17 protein-coding genes are annotated in these 16,800 nt (G+C 62.5%); 3 read left to right on the top strand and 14 right to left on the bottom strand.

Annotation, left to right across the window (positions count from 1 at the left end):
• Positions 1–6: 6 nt before the first annotated feature.
• From ACTJLB_RS14720 to ACTJLB_RS14660, 13 genes are read right to left on the bottom strand one after another with little or no spacing between them, the layout of a single operon-like run.
• Positions 7–1,272, bottom strand: a complete 1,266-nt coding sequence (locus ACTJLB_RS14720; protein WP_440783686.1) for an NAD(P)/FAD-dependent oxidoreductase — start codon at positions 1,270–1,272, stop codon at positions 7–9.
• On the bottom strand, positions 1,265–2,230 hold the full coding sequence (locus ACTJLB_RS14715; RefSeq protein WP_440783685.1) for a VOC family protein: 966 nt from the start codon (positions 2,228–2,230) through the stop codon (positions 1,265–1,267). The genes ACTJLB_RS14720 and ACTJLB_RS14715 overlap by 8 nt, the downstream gene beginning before the upstream one ends.
• 14 nt (positions 2,231–2,244) lie before the next feature.
• On the bottom strand, positions 2,245–3,735 hold the full coding sequence (locus tag ACTJLB_RS14710) for an aldehyde dehydrogenase (RefSeq protein WP_440783819.1): 1,491 nt from the start codon (positions 3,733–3,735) through the stop codon (positions 2,245–2,247).
• Positions 3,736–3,784: 49 nt separating this feature from the next.
• On the bottom strand, positions 3,785–4,615 hold the full coding sequence (locus tag ACTJLB_RS14705; protein WP_440783684.1) for an aspartate dehydrogenase: 831 nt from the start codon (positions 4,613–4,615) through the stop codon (positions 3,785–3,787).
• Positions 4,608–6,266: a thiamine pyrophosphate-binding protein gene (locus ACTJLB_RS14700; RefSeq protein ID WP_440783683.1), complete on the bottom strand. Its 1,659-nt coding sequence runs from the start codon at positions 6,264–6,266 to the stop codon at positions 4,608–4,610. The genes ACTJLB_RS14705 and ACTJLB_RS14700 overlap by 8 nt, the downstream gene beginning before the upstream one ends.
• Positions 6,259–7,068, bottom strand: coding sequence for an SDR family oxidoreductase (locus ACTJLB_RS14695; RefSeq protein WP_440783682.1), 810 nt, complete (start codon positions 7,066–7,068; stop codon positions 6,259–6,261). Before ACTJLB_RS14695 ends, ACTJLB_RS14700 begins: the two co-directional genes overlap by 8 nt.
• Complete coding sequence (locus ACTJLB_RS14690) at positions 7,065–7,949, bottom strand: IclR family transcriptional regulator (protein ID WP_020068689.1); 885 nt, start codon at positions 7,947–7,949, stop codon at positions 7,065–7,067. The genes ACTJLB_RS14695 and ACTJLB_RS14690 overlap by 4 nt, the downstream gene beginning before the upstream one ends.
• Complete coding sequence (locus tag ACTJLB_RS14685; RefSeq protein ID WP_440783681.1) at positions 7,950–8,843, bottom strand: alpha/beta fold hydrolase; 894 nt, start codon at positions 8,841–8,843, stop codon at positions 7,950–7,952.
• Between the two features lie 32 nt (positions 8,844–8,875).
• Complete coding sequence (locus ACTJLB_RS14680; RefSeq protein ID WP_020068687.1) at positions 8,876–9,403, bottom strand: cupin domain-containing protein; 528 nt, start codon at positions 9,401–9,403, stop codon at positions 8,876–8,878.
• A 26-nt stretch (positions 9,404–9,429) separates the two neighbouring features.
• On the bottom strand, positions 9,430–10,197 hold the full coding sequence (locus ACTJLB_RS14675; protein WP_310070127.1) for an SDR family oxidoreductase: 768 nt from the start codon (positions 10,195–10,197) through the stop codon (positions 9,430–9,432).
• Entirely contained in the window at positions 10,190–11,293 is a 1,104-nt protein-coding gene (locus tag ACTJLB_RS14670) for an aromatic ring-hydroxylating dioxygenase subunit alpha (RefSeq protein WP_288829418.1), read from the bottom strand. The genes ACTJLB_RS14675 and ACTJLB_RS14670 overlap by 8 nt, the downstream gene beginning before the upstream one ends.
• Positions 11,294–11,342: 49 nt before the next feature.
• Positions 11,343–11,654: a recombinase-like helix-turn-helix domain-containing protein gene (locus tag ACTJLB_RS14665; RefSeq protein ID WP_020068684.1), complete on the bottom strand. Its 312-nt coding sequence runs from the start codon at positions 11,652–11,654 to the stop codon at positions 11,343–11,345.
• A 1-nt stretch (position 11,655) separates the two neighbouring features.
• Positions 11,656–11,970: a non-heme iron oxygenase ferredoxin subunit gene (locus tag ACTJLB_RS14660; RefSeq protein ID WP_020068683.1), complete on the bottom strand. Its 315-nt coding sequence runs from the start codon at positions 11,968–11,970 to the stop codon at positions 11,656–11,658.
• Between the two features lie 438 nt (positions 11,971–12,408).
• On the opposite strand from ACTJLB_RS14660, the gene ACTJLB_RS14655 reads away from it, so the two are divergent.
• Entirely contained in the window at positions 12,409–13,482 is a 1,074-nt protein-coding gene (locus ACTJLB_RS14655) for a porin (RefSeq protein WP_440783680.1), read from the top strand.
• Between the two features lie 14 nt (positions 13,483–13,496).
• On the opposite strand, the gene ACTJLB_RS14650 is transcribed toward ACTJLB_RS14655, so the two are convergent.
• Complete coding sequence (locus tag ACTJLB_RS14650) at positions 13,497–14,507, bottom strand: IclR family transcriptional regulator (RefSeq protein WP_440783679.1); 1,011 nt, start codon at positions 14,505–14,507, stop codon at positions 13,497–13,499.
• Positions 14,508–14,646: 139 nt separating this feature from the next.
• Here ACTJLB_RS14650 and ACTJLB_RS14645 point away from each other — a divergent pair, with 139 nt between their 5' ends.
• Both ACTJLB_RS14645 and ACTJLB_RS14640 read left to right on the top strand, forming a co-directional pair.
• On the top strand, positions 14,647–14,943 hold the full coding sequence (locus ACTJLB_RS14645; RefSeq protein WP_020068680.1) for a hypothetical protein: 297 nt from the start codon (positions 14,647–14,649) through the stop codon (positions 14,941–14,943).
• A gap of 144 nt (positions 14,944–15,087) precedes the next feature.
• On the top strand, positions 15,088–16,797 hold the full coding sequence (locus ACTJLB_RS14640) for an acid phosphatase (RefSeq protein WP_440783678.1): 1,710 nt from the start codon (positions 15,088–15,090) through the stop codon (positions 16,795–16,797).
• Positions 16,798–16,800 lie beyond the last annotated feature (3 nt).

The raw sequence follows: 16,800 nt of genomic DNA, 5'->3' as shown, positions 1-16,800 counted from the left end.
ATGTGGTTAGGCAAGCGCCGTTGAGGCGTCGGTCAATGTCGCAAGGTCGATCGTCCGGCCTTGATTCATCCACTTGCGCGAAAGCTTGAGCTCGCGTGGAGTGTTGATGGCGATTACGCCGCGAATGGCGCCGTCTTCCAGATGGAAAAGCGTCGCGCGCTTCGCCGGCAGATCGCCGCGTACCGCAAGCTGTGCATCGGCGGGAATGTCGCCGAGAATCTGCAGATTGACGTCGTACTGATCGGACCAGAACCACGGAATGTCCGTGTACGGTTCGAACGTGCCGAGTAGCGCTTTCGCTGTGGCAATCGCCTGGTTCTGAGCATTGGCCCACGATTCGAGCCGCACACGGCGCTTGAGCCACGCGCTCGGATGGTTCGCCACGTCGCCGCACGCGAAAATGCGCGGGTCGTCGGTCGCGCCGAAATGATCGACCACGATGCCGTCCTGCACTTTGACGCCCGCCGCTTCGGCCAACGCCGTATGCGGAGTCAGACCGATGCCGGCCACCGCGAAATCGGCGTCTAGCGTCGAGCCGTCGGCGAACGTCGCGCGAATGCGGTTGGCGTCGTTCGGATGATCTTCGAGCTTGGTGAGCGCAGCGCTCAAGCGCACATCAACCCCATTCGCGCGATGCAGTTGCAGGAGAAAATCGGACACCATCGGCGGCAACGAGCGCGCGCAAAGACGCGACGCGCCTTCCACCACGGTTGCATCCACGCCGAGCTTGCGCGCTGTCGCCGCGACCTCCAGGCCGATCCAGCCGCCGCCCACCACCAGCACGCGCCTGCTTGCACGCAGCCGCTCGCCGAGCGCAACGGCTTCGTCGAGTGTGCGCAGATAGGCAATGTGCGATGTACTCACCAGCGATTCCGGCAAGCGCCGCGCCGCGCCGCCCGTCGCGATCACGAGGCGGTCGTATTGCACTTCGCGTCCCGATTGCGTGCGCACAATGCGCTGCTCGCGATCGATCGACGTCGCGCAATCCGGCTGCCATGCCTCGATGTTCAGCGCGTCGAAATCGTCGGGCTTCACGAGACGTACCGTGTCGATATCCGCTTCACCGGAAAGCACGGCCTTTGAAAGCGGCGGGCGTTCGTAGGGCAAATGCACTTCGTCGGCGATCATCACGAGGCGGCCGTCAAAGCCTTCCTTGCGCAACGTCTTCACGACCCAACCAGCCGCCTGGCCGCCGCCGATCACGACAATCGTGCGCGGCGCTTCGAGTTCGGCATGCGCGGCTTGCGCCTTCGCGGTAGCAGCGTCAGTCATTTTTGCGCTCCGTCATGGACTTGCCTTCCGGCGCCTTCGCGTTTTTCTGGCGACGCGTATTGCCGTCGATGCCGCCGTCGATCGCCCATTCGGCGAACACGGTCGGGCCGGGTTCGAAGTCGCGCGGCTGCCATTCGGGCGTGAGTTGATCTTCGTCTGCGTAGTACTCGATCAGGCCGCCCGCCGGATTCTGGAAGTACCAGAAGTACGCCGACGAAACCGGATGGCGTCCCGGCCCAAGCTGCGTGTCCCAACCGCAGCGGCTGATATGCATGCCGCCGCCGAAAACTTCGTGGATGTCGCGCACGGTGAACGCGACGTGATTCAAACCGCGCTTACCGTTGGGCAGCGCGAGCAGGAAAATGTCGTGATGGCCGCCGTGCGGCGCGCAGCGCATGAACGCGCCGCGGCCCGGATAACGGTCCGACATTTCGAAGCCGAGCAGTTCCTGGTAAAACTTTTCCTGTTCGGCAAGCTTGTTCGTGAAGAACACGACGTGGCCTACTTCAACGGGTTCGGCATGTTCATAGATTGGCGACGGTTGATCGACACGCAACGTTTGGCCCCACACGTTCGACGGCGAGCCGTGAATGTCGAGCGCACGCTTGCGGGTCACTTCCACGCGAATCGCCATGCCGTTCGGATCGATGCAGCCGACGGCGTCGTCGGTTTCAAAATGGCCTGGCTGACCGGCGAAGCGTCCGCGCAATTCGTCGAGCTCTTCTTTGCTCGCCACGCCCCAGGTCACTTCGCGCAGCGTGGGACCTTCTTCGAACGCGGGTGGCAGCGACGGGTCGTTTGCATCCACGGCGAGAACCGTGCAGCCGTTGAGCGTTTCGAAACGCGCATGCGTTCCGTCGTGCGCAACTTCCTTCAAGCCCCAGTCCGCGAAAAAGCGGCGGCAGGTAGCGAGATCCGTCACGCCGTAGATAATCTGTTCAATGCCGAGAATCGTCATAACCTGCCTCTTGCCTAGTTTGCCCACGCCAGCGGCGCGTCGTTCAAGCCCCAGTAGAGGCTCTTCTGTTGCATGTATTCGCGGATGCCGAGCCGGCCTTTCTCGCGTCCCATGCCGCTCTCTTTCCAGCCGCTGAACGGCGTCGAAATCGAGAACAACTTGTAGGTGTTGATCCAGATGGTGCCGGCTTCCAGCGCGCGGGCGGTGCGGTAGGCGCGCTTGTAATCGCGCGTCCAGATACCGGCAGCGAGGCCGAAAACGCTGTTGTTCGCTTCCTTCAGCAGCGATGCTTCGTCGTCGAACGGCATTGCGACCAGCACGGGCCCGAAGATTTCTTCCTGGCAGATGCGAGCGTTGTTCGAGAGGCCTTCGAGAATCGTCGGCTGAAAATAGGTGCCTTGTTCGCGGCCATCTCCAACCGGGCGTTCGCCGCCGCACAGCAGACGTCCGCCTTCTTCGAGACCGAGCGCCACGTAACGCTCAACCGTTTCGCGGTGGGCTTGCGTAATCAGCGGACCCATCTGCGTTTCCACTCGCGACGGATCGCCCACGCGCAACTTGCGCGCGCCTTCAACGAGACGCTTCATGAACGCGTCGTAGACCGAGCGCTGCACGAAGAGACGCGAGCCCGCAATGCAAGCCTCACCAGATGAACTGAAGATGCCGTACAGCACACCGTTGACCGCGTGATCGAGATCGGCGTCGTCGAAAACGATGGTCGGCGATTTGCCGCCGAGTTCGAGCGAGACCGGCATCAGCTTGTCCGCAGCGATCCGCGCGATGCCGCGGCCAACCTCGGTGCCGCCCGTGAACGAGACCTTCTTCACGAGCGGATGACGCACGAGCACGTCGCCGATCACCGAGCCTTTGCCCGGCAACACGCTGATCACGCCTTTCGGCACGCCCGCCTCCTCGCAGATGCGGGCCAACGCCAGCGACACCAGAGGCGTCACCTCAGCGGGCTTCAGCACGACGGCGTTGCCGCCCGCTAATGCCGGCGCGAGCTTCTGCGCGTCAGATGCAATCGGCGAATTCCAGGGCGTGATCGCAGCAATCACGCCAATCGGTTCGTACACGCTCATGGTCAGATAATCGCCGCGCGAGGGCGTGACTTCTTCGTCGAGCGTTTCGAGGCATGCCGCGAAATAGCGAAACGTGTTCGCGGCGCTGGCCACCAGCACGCGCGTTTCGCCAATTGGCTTGCCGTTGTCGCGGCGCTGCAACTGCGCGAGCGCTTCATGACGCGCCATGATCAGATCGGCGATGCGATACAGAATCAGCGCGCGTTGGTGCGGCTTCAAACCCGACCAATCTGCTTTACGCCATGCGATATCAGCCGCTTCCACGGCTTCGCGGGCGTCGTCTGCATTGGCTGTCGAGATTTCCACGTTGACCGACTGGTCCGCCGGATACAGGCTTTTATACGGGTTGCCACGCCCCTGCCGCCATTCGCCGCCGATAGAAATATCGCCGGTCGGCACAAGGCTGGTATCGAAGTGAGTCATGTCGGTCATTCCGGTTTTGCTCAAGCTGCTGGCTTGAATCGTCTAAACACTAGATCACGCAGCGGGCCGCGCGATTGCGTAGCGCTCGGATCGCGCTGTACGCAGTCAATGCGGACGTCTTGGGGTTGTCGGGCAGCGGCTTGCCGCACATTTCCAGCGACATCTCGCCGAACGCGCCGCGCGCGAGAATGCGGTGCACATTGCGGGTCACGTTCGGATCGGCAATCAGTCGAACTGTCGTGTGGTCAAGACCGAGCCCCGCCAGAGCGATGGTCGCCGCAACGTTGGCGTTCTTCGGATAAAGCCGCGCCGCTTCTCGTGCGCTGCCTTCGAAGATCATCTTCTCTTCCTTCAACGTGTTCAGATCGCAGACCTGTTCCGCGGGCGTGCCGAGCCAGCCCGTGGGTGGCTTGCGGCCGGTGTACAGCACTTCGTCGAGGCCACCGAGCTTCGCCGCGGCCAAAGCATCCACTCCGCCGATTGCGCCGGACAGCAGCGTCAACGTCGCGTCGCCTTCATCGGCAGCGGCTGACAACGCGTCGAGCAACATCACATCGGACAACGCACCGATCGACGCCACCGCGCAATCCGTGCCGGCTTTCAACAGCGGCACCACGTGATCGACCAGTGCGCTGTGACCGGCGCATTCCAGAGCGAAATGCGGGCGGCTGCTCAATGCGGACACCGAAGCCACCACGTCCACCGTCGAGCCGACCACTTCGCGCACCGAATTCATATGACGCTCCGGCACGATCACGTGCGACACGCGTACCGTCGGATCGGCGGCGACCGAGCGATACACCGCCTGGCCGATCGCGCCGAAGCCGATCATCGCGACATCGACGGGAGCGTGGTGCCCCGCGTAGCCCGCTTCACGCATGTTCCGGCTCCTCTTCCTTGACCGGCGGCCCCGCGAAAGCGGTCGCGAACGAGCCGACCGACAGCATGTCCACTTCAACCAGCACCGGTCCGGTCTTCGCCATGCCTTCGCGAATGATCGCGTCGGCCTGATCGAGCGACTTGATCCGGTAGTGCGTGAGCTTCAGGCTGTCGCAGAACTGCGCGAAGTCCGGCTGATGCAGATCGACGTAGCAGCGGCGGCCACCGTATTGCGCATCCTGAATGTTGCGGATCACGCCGTAGCATTGGTCGTTCATCAGCACGATCATGACGTTGGCGTTTTCCTGCACAGCCGTTGCGAGTTCGCCGACGTTCACCATCAAACCGCCATCGCCGACGAGGCACACGGTTTTCGCCGCGCTGTTCGCGAGCGCCGCGCCGATACCCATCTGCATGCCCTGCCCGATGCCACCGCCCAACGCATGCACGCCCGCGCGCGGCGAAAAGATCTTCAGCATGCGGTTGCCCCACGTGCTGTTCGAGATCGTGACGTCGCGCACCCAGTTGTAGTCGCGGCCCACTGCTTCCTGCAGCGCATCGACGAGGCGCTTGTACGGACCCAGGCCCTTGCCCACATCGGCGACGGCGCTTTCGCGTGCCGAGGTCAGGTCTTGCGCGAACGCGGGATCGACCTTCAGGCGGTCTTCCAGTAACGTGGCGAGTTCTTCAAGCACTGCCGACGCATCGCCGTGAACGAACATCTCGTTGCGATAGCCGCGGTTGTCGGCGAGCGCGTCGGCGTCGATGCGATAGAGCGGCTGCGGAAGCGCAAGCTTGTACTTCAGCGTTTCATTGCCACGCAGACGTGAGCCGACGACGACCAACGCGTCGCAAGTCTTGTAGAAACTTTCGACCGCCGGATGCACGTTGAACGCGCCGAGCGTGGCCGGATGATCTTCCGGCACTACGCCGCGGCCCTGCACGCTCGTCACCACACCAAAGCCCAGCGCGACGAGGCGTTCCACCGCTTTTGCCGCATGCCGCGCACCGCCGCCCAGCCACAACAGCGGACGCTTTGCGTTCGACAGTTGATCCGCGAGTCGCGCGACACGCTGGCTGCAATGCGTGAGCGTGGTGATATGCGGCGCGGCCAGATCGGCGGGCCATTCAATTTCAGCGGCTTGAATATCGATGGGAATCTCGACGCTCACCGGACCGCTCGGCGCCGTTTGCGCGACGCGCACGGCTTCGCGGATCGTCGGCAATGCGGTCTCGACGGAACGCACGCGGTACGCAGCCTTCGAAATCGACTGGAGCATCGACAACTGGTCAGGCGCTTCGTGAATGTAGGCGAGATCCTTGTCGAGATACTCCGTCTCGATCTGACCGGTCACGTGCAGCAGCGCGGTGCCCGCGGTCAGCGCCTCGACCATCGCGCCCGCTGCGTTGCCCGCTGCGGTGCCCGTGCTGGTGAACGCCACACCTAGGCCGCCGGAAACGCGTGCAAGACCGTCGGCCATGTTCACGGCACCGGCTTCGCCGCGCGCGCCGACGTAGCGAATCTTGCCGCGGTTGTGGATCGCGTCGAGGATCGGCATGTTGTGAATCGAGATCACGCCGAATGCGGTTTTCACGCCGCATTGCTCGAGAAAAGCGGCGATCAGTTCGCCAACGGTGGTTTTGTTAGACATGTCGTGCAACGCCTCCAGAAACATCGATGTGACTGCCTGTCGTGTAGGACGACAGCGTCGTAGCCAGATAAAAGAGCGCTTGAGCGGCTTCTTCGGGCTTGCCGAAGCGGCCTAGCGGAATGTTTTTCTTGCGCGCGAGTTCCGCGGTCCAGTCTTCCCAGCTCTGGTCCGCCTGCGCTTCTTTCGCATAACGGCGACGCCATTGCCCCGATTCGACGATGCCGATCAGAATCGAATTGACGCGGATGTGCTGCGGCGCGAGTTCCAGCGCGAGGGACTTGATGAGGTTTTGCACGCCCGCACGCGCCGACGACGTGGCCACCATATGCGGCTCCGGTTGCAGCGCGAGCAGCGAGTTCACGCAGACCACGGCCGCGTTATTGCCGGCGCCGGCTGTATCGCGAAGCATCGGCAGAAACGCGCGGGTCGGGCGGATCACGCTGAAGTACTTGAGGTCAAGTTCTTCGCGCCAGGCTTCGTCGCTCGTGTCGGCGAAGGTCGACACGCGGCCCTGGCCCGCGTTGTTGATCAGCATGTCAGCGCGGCCGAAGCGCGCTTGCACCGCTTGCGCAAAAGCGCTGACGTCTTCGGCGTCGAGCACGTCGCAGCGGCGCGCGAGCAGTTGCGCGCCAGGAAACTGCGCGTTCAATGCTGCCTCGGCTTGCGCAAGACGCTCGGTATCGCGGCCGCAAATCGCCACCGACGCGCCGGCTCGCAGGAACAGTTCGGCGGTCGCGAGGCCGATGCCGGACGAGCCGCCCGTCACCACCGCCACCTGCCCGTTCAGATCGATTCGAATCATTTGAGCCCCAATGCCTTCATGTATTTGCTGCCCGCGTTCGATGCATTGCCCGGCCGGTAGTTGAGCCGTTGCGACAGTTCGTCGGCCGCGCGCCGTACCTTGTCGACGAGACCGCTGTCGAGCAGCGATGCGTCGATCTCCTGGCGCGGAATCGTCGTCGTGATCACGGCGACGATGCGCCCGGTGTCATTGCGCACCGGCGCGCTGACCACCGAAATGCCGCGCTCGAACGACGACTCGCTGATTGCGAAACCGCGCCGCGCGTCGTCGCGGACCCGTTCATAGAGGTCCTCCACGGTCGCGGGCGTCTGCCTTGTGAAGCGTTCGAGTTCCGGCTCGGGATAAAGCTTCTTCAACTCGTCGAGCGTCATATCGCCCATCAACACCTGGCCGTGCGTCGTTGCATACGCGGGCAAGCGAGTGCCGACGTTCACTTTCACGGAACTGAAAATCGGCGCGTGACTTTGCGCCTTGGCGACGAATACGACATCGCGTCCGTCGCGAATCACAATGTGCGTCGTGAGGCCCGTTTCGTCGCGCAATGCTTCGATGATCGGCAAGCCGAGGTCGGTCAATTCGAGCGAGCTCAAGTATTCGAAGCCGAGGCGCAGCACCGCGACGCCGAGCCGGTAGTTGCGGTCCTTATCGGCGCGTTCGAGAAAGCCAAGCGATTCGAGCGTTTGCAGCAGACGGAAGACCGTCGTGCGCGGAATCTTCAAGCGGCGCGACAATTCCGGAGCGCCGAGCACCGGCTCGCGAGGCGAAAACTCCGTGAGGATCTTCAGGCCGCGCTCCAGACCCGGCACGCGGTAACCCGCGTCGGCGCTGCTGTCGTTGCGGTCGTCTTCCGCGTCACGCTCGTTGATGGTGTCGGGCGTCATTCATTGGCTCCGTTGTCCGGCGCTTGCGCGGCAGAACGTGTCGATGATCGCGGTGTACGCGGCAGATGCTTCGATATAGCCGGCGTGCCCCGCGCGTGGCACGACTTGCAATTGGGTTCCCGCGACGAGCGCGAGCCGCTCGCAGGCCGCGGGAGTCGTAATGGTGTCGTCGGCACCGACCGCGACATTGACGCGGCCTTTGAAGCGCGCGAGGTCGGCGGCGAGGTCGGCGTTGGCAAGCAGATGCGTAGCCTGCGCGTAACCCCGAGCAATCACGCGCGACATGTTCCAGCGCACCCATGTGCGGGCTTCGTCGCTTGCGTGTGAGGACAACATGTTGGCGCTGCGCTTGTCGGCGAGGCCTTGCGGGCCGAGTTCGTTCAACATGGCGAGGCGCTGATCGCGCTTCGTCTCGCGGACCTCAGCGCAGGCCGCGCCGTAACCGCCTGCCGGCGATAGCAGCAAGAGCCCGGACACACGCTGCGGATGCACCGCAGCAAACGCACCGGCGCTGATCGCGCCAAGCGAATGGCCGATCAGCACGCAACGTTCAATGTGAAGTGCGTCGAGCCATTCCGTCAGGACGCTTGTGTAATCGGCGGCGACAGGCGACTCCGGCGCTACCGGCGTGGACATCCCATAACCAGGCGCGTCCCATGCAAGCACGCGGCGATTTGCGCCCAGCGCTTCGAGTTGCTGTACCCACGAAGCCGCGCCCGATCCGATGCCGTGCAGCAAGATGAGCGGCAACGCGTCGTTTGCAGCGGCGCCGTCCGCTTCGCGATAGCTCAGCACACGTTGATTCGCCAGTTCGATCTGCCGCGCCGGAAAGCGCGCAAGGCGCGCTTCGAGCGTGGCGTTTGCATCGACGTCGGCGGACGGGACTGCGGACATGATTTCCTTCGTGGTATCTGTACAGGGACGACTTAGCGCTTGAGCTTCGCGAGCGGCGAATCCGGCGGATACGTGGGCGTGATCGGCTTCGGCGAACCGAGCATCACGCACATCAATGCGTCTTCCTCGCCGACGTTGATTTCCGTGCGATACACGCCCGGCGGCACCGAGATCAGATCGCGCTCGCCGAGCACGGCTTCCCACGTTTCGCCATCCTTTTCGCAGACCACTTTCATCTTGCCGCGCAGCACGAAGAAGATTTCTTCGACGTCCATATGAATATGACTGGGTCCGATATTGCCGGCCGGAATCACCATCGTCGAAAACGTGAAGCCGCCTGCGGGGACCGTATTCATGTCCTTCGCCACGCCGGTGCCGCCGGTGCCGACATAGCGCATTTGCGCGCGGCGATACTTCGGGTCGTAGTCGGCCTGAAACTTCAACGCGTCCCAGTCGTAGCGGCGCGTTTCCAGGCGCGCGACGCGGCTGTCCAGCCACTGGGCAAAGCTCGCGTCCGCAGGTTGTTCCCACGACTTGCGTTCGATATCGGCGTCAGCCATCTCTTTCTCCTTTGGATTCGACAAGATCAATTCATCACAAAGCCGCCGTTGACCGGCAGCAACTGGCCGGTCACGAAGCGCGCGGCATCGGACAACAGGAACAGCACGGGCCCGGTGACGTCGTCGGGCACCTGCGCACGCGTTAGAGCGCGGCCTTGCAGGTAATACTCGTGACGTTCGGCCGGCACATACGCGGTCGCTTCGACTTCGGTGAGGCCAGGCGCAATTGCGTTGACTGTCACTTGATGCGCGCCGAATTCGCGGGCGAGCGAGCGCGTCATCGAGATCACTGCGCCTTTGCTCGCCACATAGGCGAGAAGCTTCGGCGCGCCCCACATTGCTGTGTCAGAAGCGATGTTCACAATGCTGCCGCGACCCGAGTCGCGCAGATATGGCAGTACGGCCGTACTCATCAACCAGGTGCCGCGCACGTTCACATTCATTACGGCGTCCCAGGTATCGACGGATAATTCGTCGGCAAACTTGCCGCCCGAATTCGTGATGGCCGCGTTGTTGATCAGCGCGTCGATTCCGCCGAGTCGCGACGCACCTTGTTCCGCGAATTGCTTGATGCTTTCCGGATCGGCGAGGTCGAGCGGAAGATAGATCGCCGCGTGACCTTGCCCCGTGAGCGATGCGGCCAGCGCGCGCCCTTCTTCGTGCAGCACGTCGCCAAATACGACCTGGGCGCCGGCTTGCACCAGCGCGCGCACAAACGCCGCGCCGAGGCCGCGCGCGCCGCCTGTCACGAGGACGCGCCGGCCGTTGAGCGTCGCGGACGCGTCGTTATGCATGGCTGTGGCCTGCTGCTTCGGTTTGCGCGGAGCCGGTTTGAGCCGACTGCGCGGCTTCGGCGCGATGCGCTTCGAGCGCGGCGAAGTCCTGTTGCGCACGCTGGCGCAACATGCGGCGCACTCGCGTCATGCCGACGTCGTGCTGATAAAGGAATTCGTGCTCGCGCGCATTCGGCGCCATGCTTTCGAGCACATAGCGGTCTTGCTCCAGCACGGCCCAGTGCAGGCCTTCCAGACGATTGCGATACATAAAGCGCCATGCGTCGCGCTGCCAGCCCTGCACCTTGCGGGTACGCCAGAAATAAACCTGGCAGTTGTTTTCGTCGACCGGAACGGCGAAGCCGATGATCCCGAAGTTGCCGCCGGGGCCGAACTTCTTCTTGTACGGAATCGCGAGTCGCATCCACAAGCAACCGGTTTCGCCGAGTTCGACCCAGTCGAAGTTCACGTCGCGCTGGCCGACCTTTTCGAACATCAGGCCCGTTTCGGTTTTTCGCACCCGCATGTCGGCCTGCTTGTCGCCTTCGGCCATCGAATGCGACGTTGCATGCAGATAGGCGCCGTGCATCGGGTCCATGACGTTGTCGATCGCGTACTGGTAATTGCACTTCCAGTTCGACATGCAAAGAAAGCTCGCGTACTCCTCGCCGACCAGTTCCTCCGGCAGCCTGAGCGGTGCGGGCTCCTTGTGCGCGTCGTCGCCGAACCACAGGAAGATCGCGCCCGCATGTTCTTCCACCGGATACGACTTCACGCACTTCTGGCCTTCTAGCGGACATGCCGACACGGCCGGCACCTTGGTAACCGTGCCGCCACCGTTGATTTCAATGCCGTGATACCAGCACGCGACGCTGCCGCCGAGGTTCCAGCCGAGCGACAGACGCGCACCGCGATGCGGGCAGCGGTCTTCGAGCGCGTGGACTTTGCCTTCCTTGTCGCGCCACAGAACGATCTGATCGCCGAGGCGGGTAATGCCGACCGGCGCGTCGCCGACTTGCCAGCTTGGCGCGACGGGATACCAGTAATTGCGCAGACCGCGGTCCAGATACGACTGGATCGGATCGGCCGCGTGTTGACTTGTAGCGGGGGACGTCATGAAGAGACTCCGGATGCGGATGCGAGGAAACGTGTTCGGAAAAGCGCGCTTATTCGGCGAGCAGACGGAATTCGGCGGCGAGGCGATCGGCGCTCCACGCATTGCCTTCCGGCGTGCGGAAACCAATGCCGTTCAAACCGTCGACGACTTCCTGCAACTCCACCGCGCCCGCTTCAAAGACTTTTTCGAGCGCATCGCCGAAGTCGTTTTCGTATTGCGTCGGCTCGGCCTTGCGCGTTTGCCAGATGAAGTTTTCTGTCTCGCCCGGCTTTTCGATGACGCCCTTGCCGGCGACGTTGTTCGGCTGCGGCGCAAGCCACGGCTTCAGGAAGGGATTGAAGTTCACGGCTACCTCTCGCATGTCATTCCACCTTGATCTGGATTTCTTCGCCGGCAAGGCGGACCGAATACATCTTCAGGTCGCGGCCGCCGGGCTCTTTCAAGCACTTGCCCGTCGGGATATGGAATACGGCTTCGTGCAGCGGGCATTCGACGGTGTCGCCGTCGACAAAGCCCTGCGTCAGCAGCGCGTACGCGTGGGGGCAGACGTTTTCGAGCGCATACAGCGCATCGCCAACCTTGTAGATGCCGATCTCCGTGCCGTCGAGCTTGAACTCGAGCGGCGCATCTTCGGACAGGTCGCCGGCATGGCCGGCGCAGCGCCATTGTTCAGTCATTTCTCGCCTTCTCCTGAAGCACTGTGTTCCAAATAAGGAACATCAGTTCGTGTATGGATAATTATAGGAGTGTCGTCGGCGGAAAAAATAAAAATCTGGAGAGTTAGGGGAAAACACTATGTGTGGCATCTGCAACACATCATTGTGAGTGTCGCGAGGACGGACGGCCCAGCTCGCTGCGGCTTATGGCACGGCGTTTTGAGCGCTTTTAAGGCTAAGAAAGCTGAGCGCAGATGCGGGTTTCTACGGACACCGAAAATTTATTTTGATCGCTTTTGAAGTCACTATACTTTTCCATAGGCGATACAAACGCCCATAGGTGGAACACAAAGCGTAGCAGTTTTGGCGCATAAACCCAAGCTGCATCAACCCACAGCAAAGGATCAGGGACGTCGGATTCGTGCGAGCGATTCAGTCGTGTGATCAGGAGAACCAACGGTGAAGCACATCATTGCAGCCGGCTTGACGGCAGTCTGCGCAACCACAGGCGCATGGGCGCAGAGCAGTGTGACGCTATACGGCAGCCTGGATGCCGGGATCGCGTATATCAGCAATGTCGGCGGCCACACGAAGTGGATCGAGGAACAGGGCAACATGCAGCCGGACCGCTGGGGTTTGAAGGGTGTAGAGGATCTCGGCGGCGGTCTGAAGACGATCTTTCAGTTGGAGAACGGCTTTTATACGAACACCGGAGCCTTCGCCAAGGCGGGCACGCTGTTCAATCGCCAGGCGTTTGTCGGTCTGAGCTCGGACAAGATCGGGACAGTGACACTCGGCCATCAGACACCGTTCAGCTTCGATGTGCTGGGTCCGCTGAGCACCGCTTATCTCGCCGCCAGCTGGTACGCGTTCCACCCTGGCAATATCGACGAACTCGCGGACACGGGTGTCGTGCCGTTCGACAACTCGGTGAAGTTCCGATCTGCGAGTTTCAACGGCTTTTCAGTCGGCGCGATGATGGGCCTCGGCAACACGACCAACTTCTCGACCGGCAAGACGTTGAGTTTTGCGCTTAGCTATGCGAACGGTCCGTTCAAGGCCGGCGCAATGTATGCGAACGAGCACAATCGAACGCCGTCGATCGTGACGACCGGCATTACGAATTTTCAGGGCGTGGCGGCGGCGAACTACAGCGCCGACAAGGTGCAGAACATGGGCGCGGGCGCGTCATACCAGTTCGGCAAGCTGCTCGTGCATGGCTTGTACACGCGGGTCAAGCTGGAGTCGGCTGGACATTCGGACACGTATCAGAGCTACGACGTCGGTGCGAATTATCAGTTCACGCCGTTTAACAGCGTAGCCGGGGGCGCCGCGACCACAACGCTGGCCGGCCACCGCTGGACGCAGTTTGAAATCGGCGACATTTATGCGCTGTCGAAATCGACGCAGTTGTACGTGAATGCTTTGTACGAGCGCGCGGGGTCCAATACCGACGCCGCATTCTTCACGGCGGGTGTGTCGAGTGGCCGGAACCAGACGATCATCCTGACCGGTATCCACCACTCGTTCTGATCTGAAACTCGGAACTAGCTCGCCGCGACGGGTTTGCGGCGAGCTTGCATCACCGTCGGTTCGTCGGCGCGCGGACGGTGGCCGAGCCGCTCGGACAACTCGAGCGCGGCCTGGCAAACGGCGGTAACGAGCCGCTCGCGTTCTTCGGTCTCGCCGAGATCGGAACGCGGGATCGTGACGGTCAACGCGGCCGCGATCTTGCCGCTCTGATCGCGCACCGGCGCGCTCACCACGGAGATGCCGCGCTCGAACGACGCCTCGCTCAGCGCATAACCGAGCGCCGCGCTTTCGCGCACTCTTCCATACAACTCTTCGACGGTGGCCGGCGTGCGCTCGGTGTAACGCTCCAGTTGCGGTTCGGGATACAACTGGCGCAGCTCGTCGAAAGTAAGGTCGCCCATCAGCACCTGGCCGTGCACGGTGGCATGCGCGGGCAAACGCGTACCGACGTGCACTTTCACCGAACTGAACATCGGCTCATGGGTTTGCGCTTTGCCGACGAACACCACGTCGCGTTGATCGCGGATCAGCAGATGCGAACTCAGGCCCGTCGCGTCGCGCAGACGTTCGAGAATCGGCGTGCCGACGTCGGTCAATTCCAGGGAATTCAGATATTCGAAGCCGAGGCGTAGCACGGCGACGCTCAGGCGGAAGTAACGGTCGCCGTTGACGCGCTCCAGAAAACCGAGCGCTTCGAGCGTCTGCAATAAGCGGAAGGTGGTGGTGCGCGGAATGCCGATGCGCTTCGACAACTCCGGCGCGCCCAGTACCGGCTCACGTGCGCTGAATTCCGAGAGAATGCGCAGCCCGCGCTCAAGGCCCGGCACGAGATACGTCGAGCCGCCGGCGCCGTCTTCGTCGGCATTCGCGGCGCTGGCGGTGTTGGCGGTAGAACGGATCGATTCAGTCGAATCGGCGCCGCCTTTTTGCGCCGACGACATCTCGCCGTGATGCGAAGCCGGCGCTGCCATAGCGCGTGGCTTTGCCTGCTTGCGTCCCGCTCCTGTCTGCTCTTCTTTTGCCATCTTGGCTGCCGTTTTCTGCTGTTCGTCGAGGTCAGATCAGCATCATAGCGTCTTTGCGGTGCTATGCTTTGATGCGGTCCGCTGCGCGAGGCCCCGCTGCCGCGCCTTCGTTCCGCACAAGCGTCCGGAAGCCACGCTCATGTCTGATTCCGTGCAGATTCAGGTTGCCGATTCGCATCTCTATCCTGGGTGTGCGGTGCACATAGCGCACTTGCCGAAGTCGGAGCGAACGGCCGCTGCGGTGGTCGCGGTCGTCGAGTTTGCAGACGGCTCCGGCGCTAATGCCACCTGTCATTTGCGAGCGCACGACGAACTCGAACTGACGGTAGACGGTTATGCGACGCAGAAACGCCACCCCGTCAACGCGAGACATTGGCTGCTGCTCGCCGTCGATGCAACGCACAATAGTTGGCGCGTCAAACGCCGATTGCCTTAGCTGGAAAAACCGCCGCATCTATTGACGCAGTAGTTCAACTGCACGTCCAGCCGTATCCGCAACGAATCGTAGCTTCCGCCGGCGTTTTGCGCGCCGCCCCGAGCCGCACCTGAGCGCTCGCCACGCACACTTCGGAACCGACCGATGACAGACCACGACTCCTCCATGCCGCCGAACCCCGGTAGCTCAGACAACGCCTCCAGCGCCACAGACGATCCGCACAATCCCGAACGCCGCCGTGTTCTTACCGGCCTCGCGGCCGTCGGCATCGGGCTTGCACTGACCGGCTGCAAGACCGGACAGGCTGCGAGCGAAGTCGCACCGCGTACCGCCGCGGATTTACGGCTCGACGCCGCGCTGCACGACCAGGTCAAGCAGATCGTGGTGATCTACGTGGAGAACCGCAGCTTCGCAAACCTGTATGGCAATTTCCCAGGCATCCAGCATCCGCTCGATAAAGTAACTGCCGAGCGATATCTGCAACTCGACCGCGACGGCAAGACGCCGATGCCGCGCTTGCCAGCCATCTGGGGCGGCCTGGTGCCGCAGGCGCAGGAAGTGGACGGCAAGCGCTACATGATCGGCCAGAAGGACATTGGCAATCTGCGCAATGGGCCGTTCCATTTGACCGACGCGCGAGGCGCGCCGTTGCCCACTGGCGTGATCACGCGCGATCTCGTGCATCGCTTTTATCAGAACCAGATGCAGATCAACGCCGGGCGCAACAATCAGTTCGCCGCGTGGGGCGATTCGGGCGGACTCGTCATGGGGCATTACCGAAATTCCGCTGATACGCTCAAGCTCTGGAGCCTCGCTCAGCAATACACGCTGTGCGATAACTTTTTCATGGCAGCGTTTGGCGGCTCGTGGCTGAACCACATCTTTCTGATCTCGGCGCAGGCGCCGTTCTATCCGGATGTGCACAACAGCCCGGCGAGAAAGATGGTCTCCGTGGTCGAGGGCGACGACCTGACCGGTGCGCGGCTGAAGCTCGCTTCCGACTCGCCCGCATCGGCACTCGACGGTCCGCCGAAATTCGTGAACGACGGCGCATTTACCGCCGACGGCTATGCCGTGAATACGATGGCACCGCCATACCAGCCGAGCAACGTGCGTCCGGCGGAAGGCGGCAACCCGGCTTTCGCGGATGCGTCGAATCCGCGGGTGCTGCCGCCGCAGAATTACGCGACGATTGGCGACCGTCTCACGGACAAGGGCGTGGATTGGGCCTGGTACAGCGGGGCCTGGCAATATGCGTTGGAACATCAGGACACAGGTGCCGTGCCCGACTTCCAGTATCACCACCAGCCGTTCAACTATTTCGCCAACTACGCGCCTGGCACGACCGCGCGGCGTAAATATCTGCGCGATGCGGGTCTCGGCAGCGACGCATCGACCAACCGCCTGATCGCCGACATCGACGCGGGACGTCTGCCCGCGGTCACCTTCTACAAGCCGCAGGGCGATCTGAATATGCACGCCGGCTACGCGGACGTTGAATCCGGCGACCGGCACATCTCAACTGTGATCGAGCATATCCAGAAGGGTCCGCAATGGGCTAATACGGTCGTGATCGTCACCGTCGACGAAAACGGCGGCTGGTGGGATCCGGTCGCGCCGCCGAATGGCGACCGCTGGGGTCCGGGCTCGCGGATTCCGGCGCTGGTCATTTCACCGCTCGCCAAAAAAGGCTATGTCGATCACACCGTGTACGACACGAATTCGATTCTTCGCCTGATCAGCCGCGTGCATGGACTGGCGCCGCTTGACGGCGTCGTGGCCCGCGATCGTGCGTTCGCAAAGAACGGTTTGGCGCCGCTCGGCGATTTGACCGCGCCGCTGGATCTCGCCTGACGA

The sequence above is a fragment of the Paraburkholderia sp. 22098 genome (assembly GCF_052045935.1).
Classification (GTDB): Bacteria; Pseudomonadota; Gammaproteobacteria; order Burkholderiales; family Burkholderiaceae; genus Paraburkholderia; species Paraburkholderia caledonica.
Note: the sequence above shows the minus strand (reverse complement) of the source record. Positions and strands in the feature narration are given on the sequence as shown.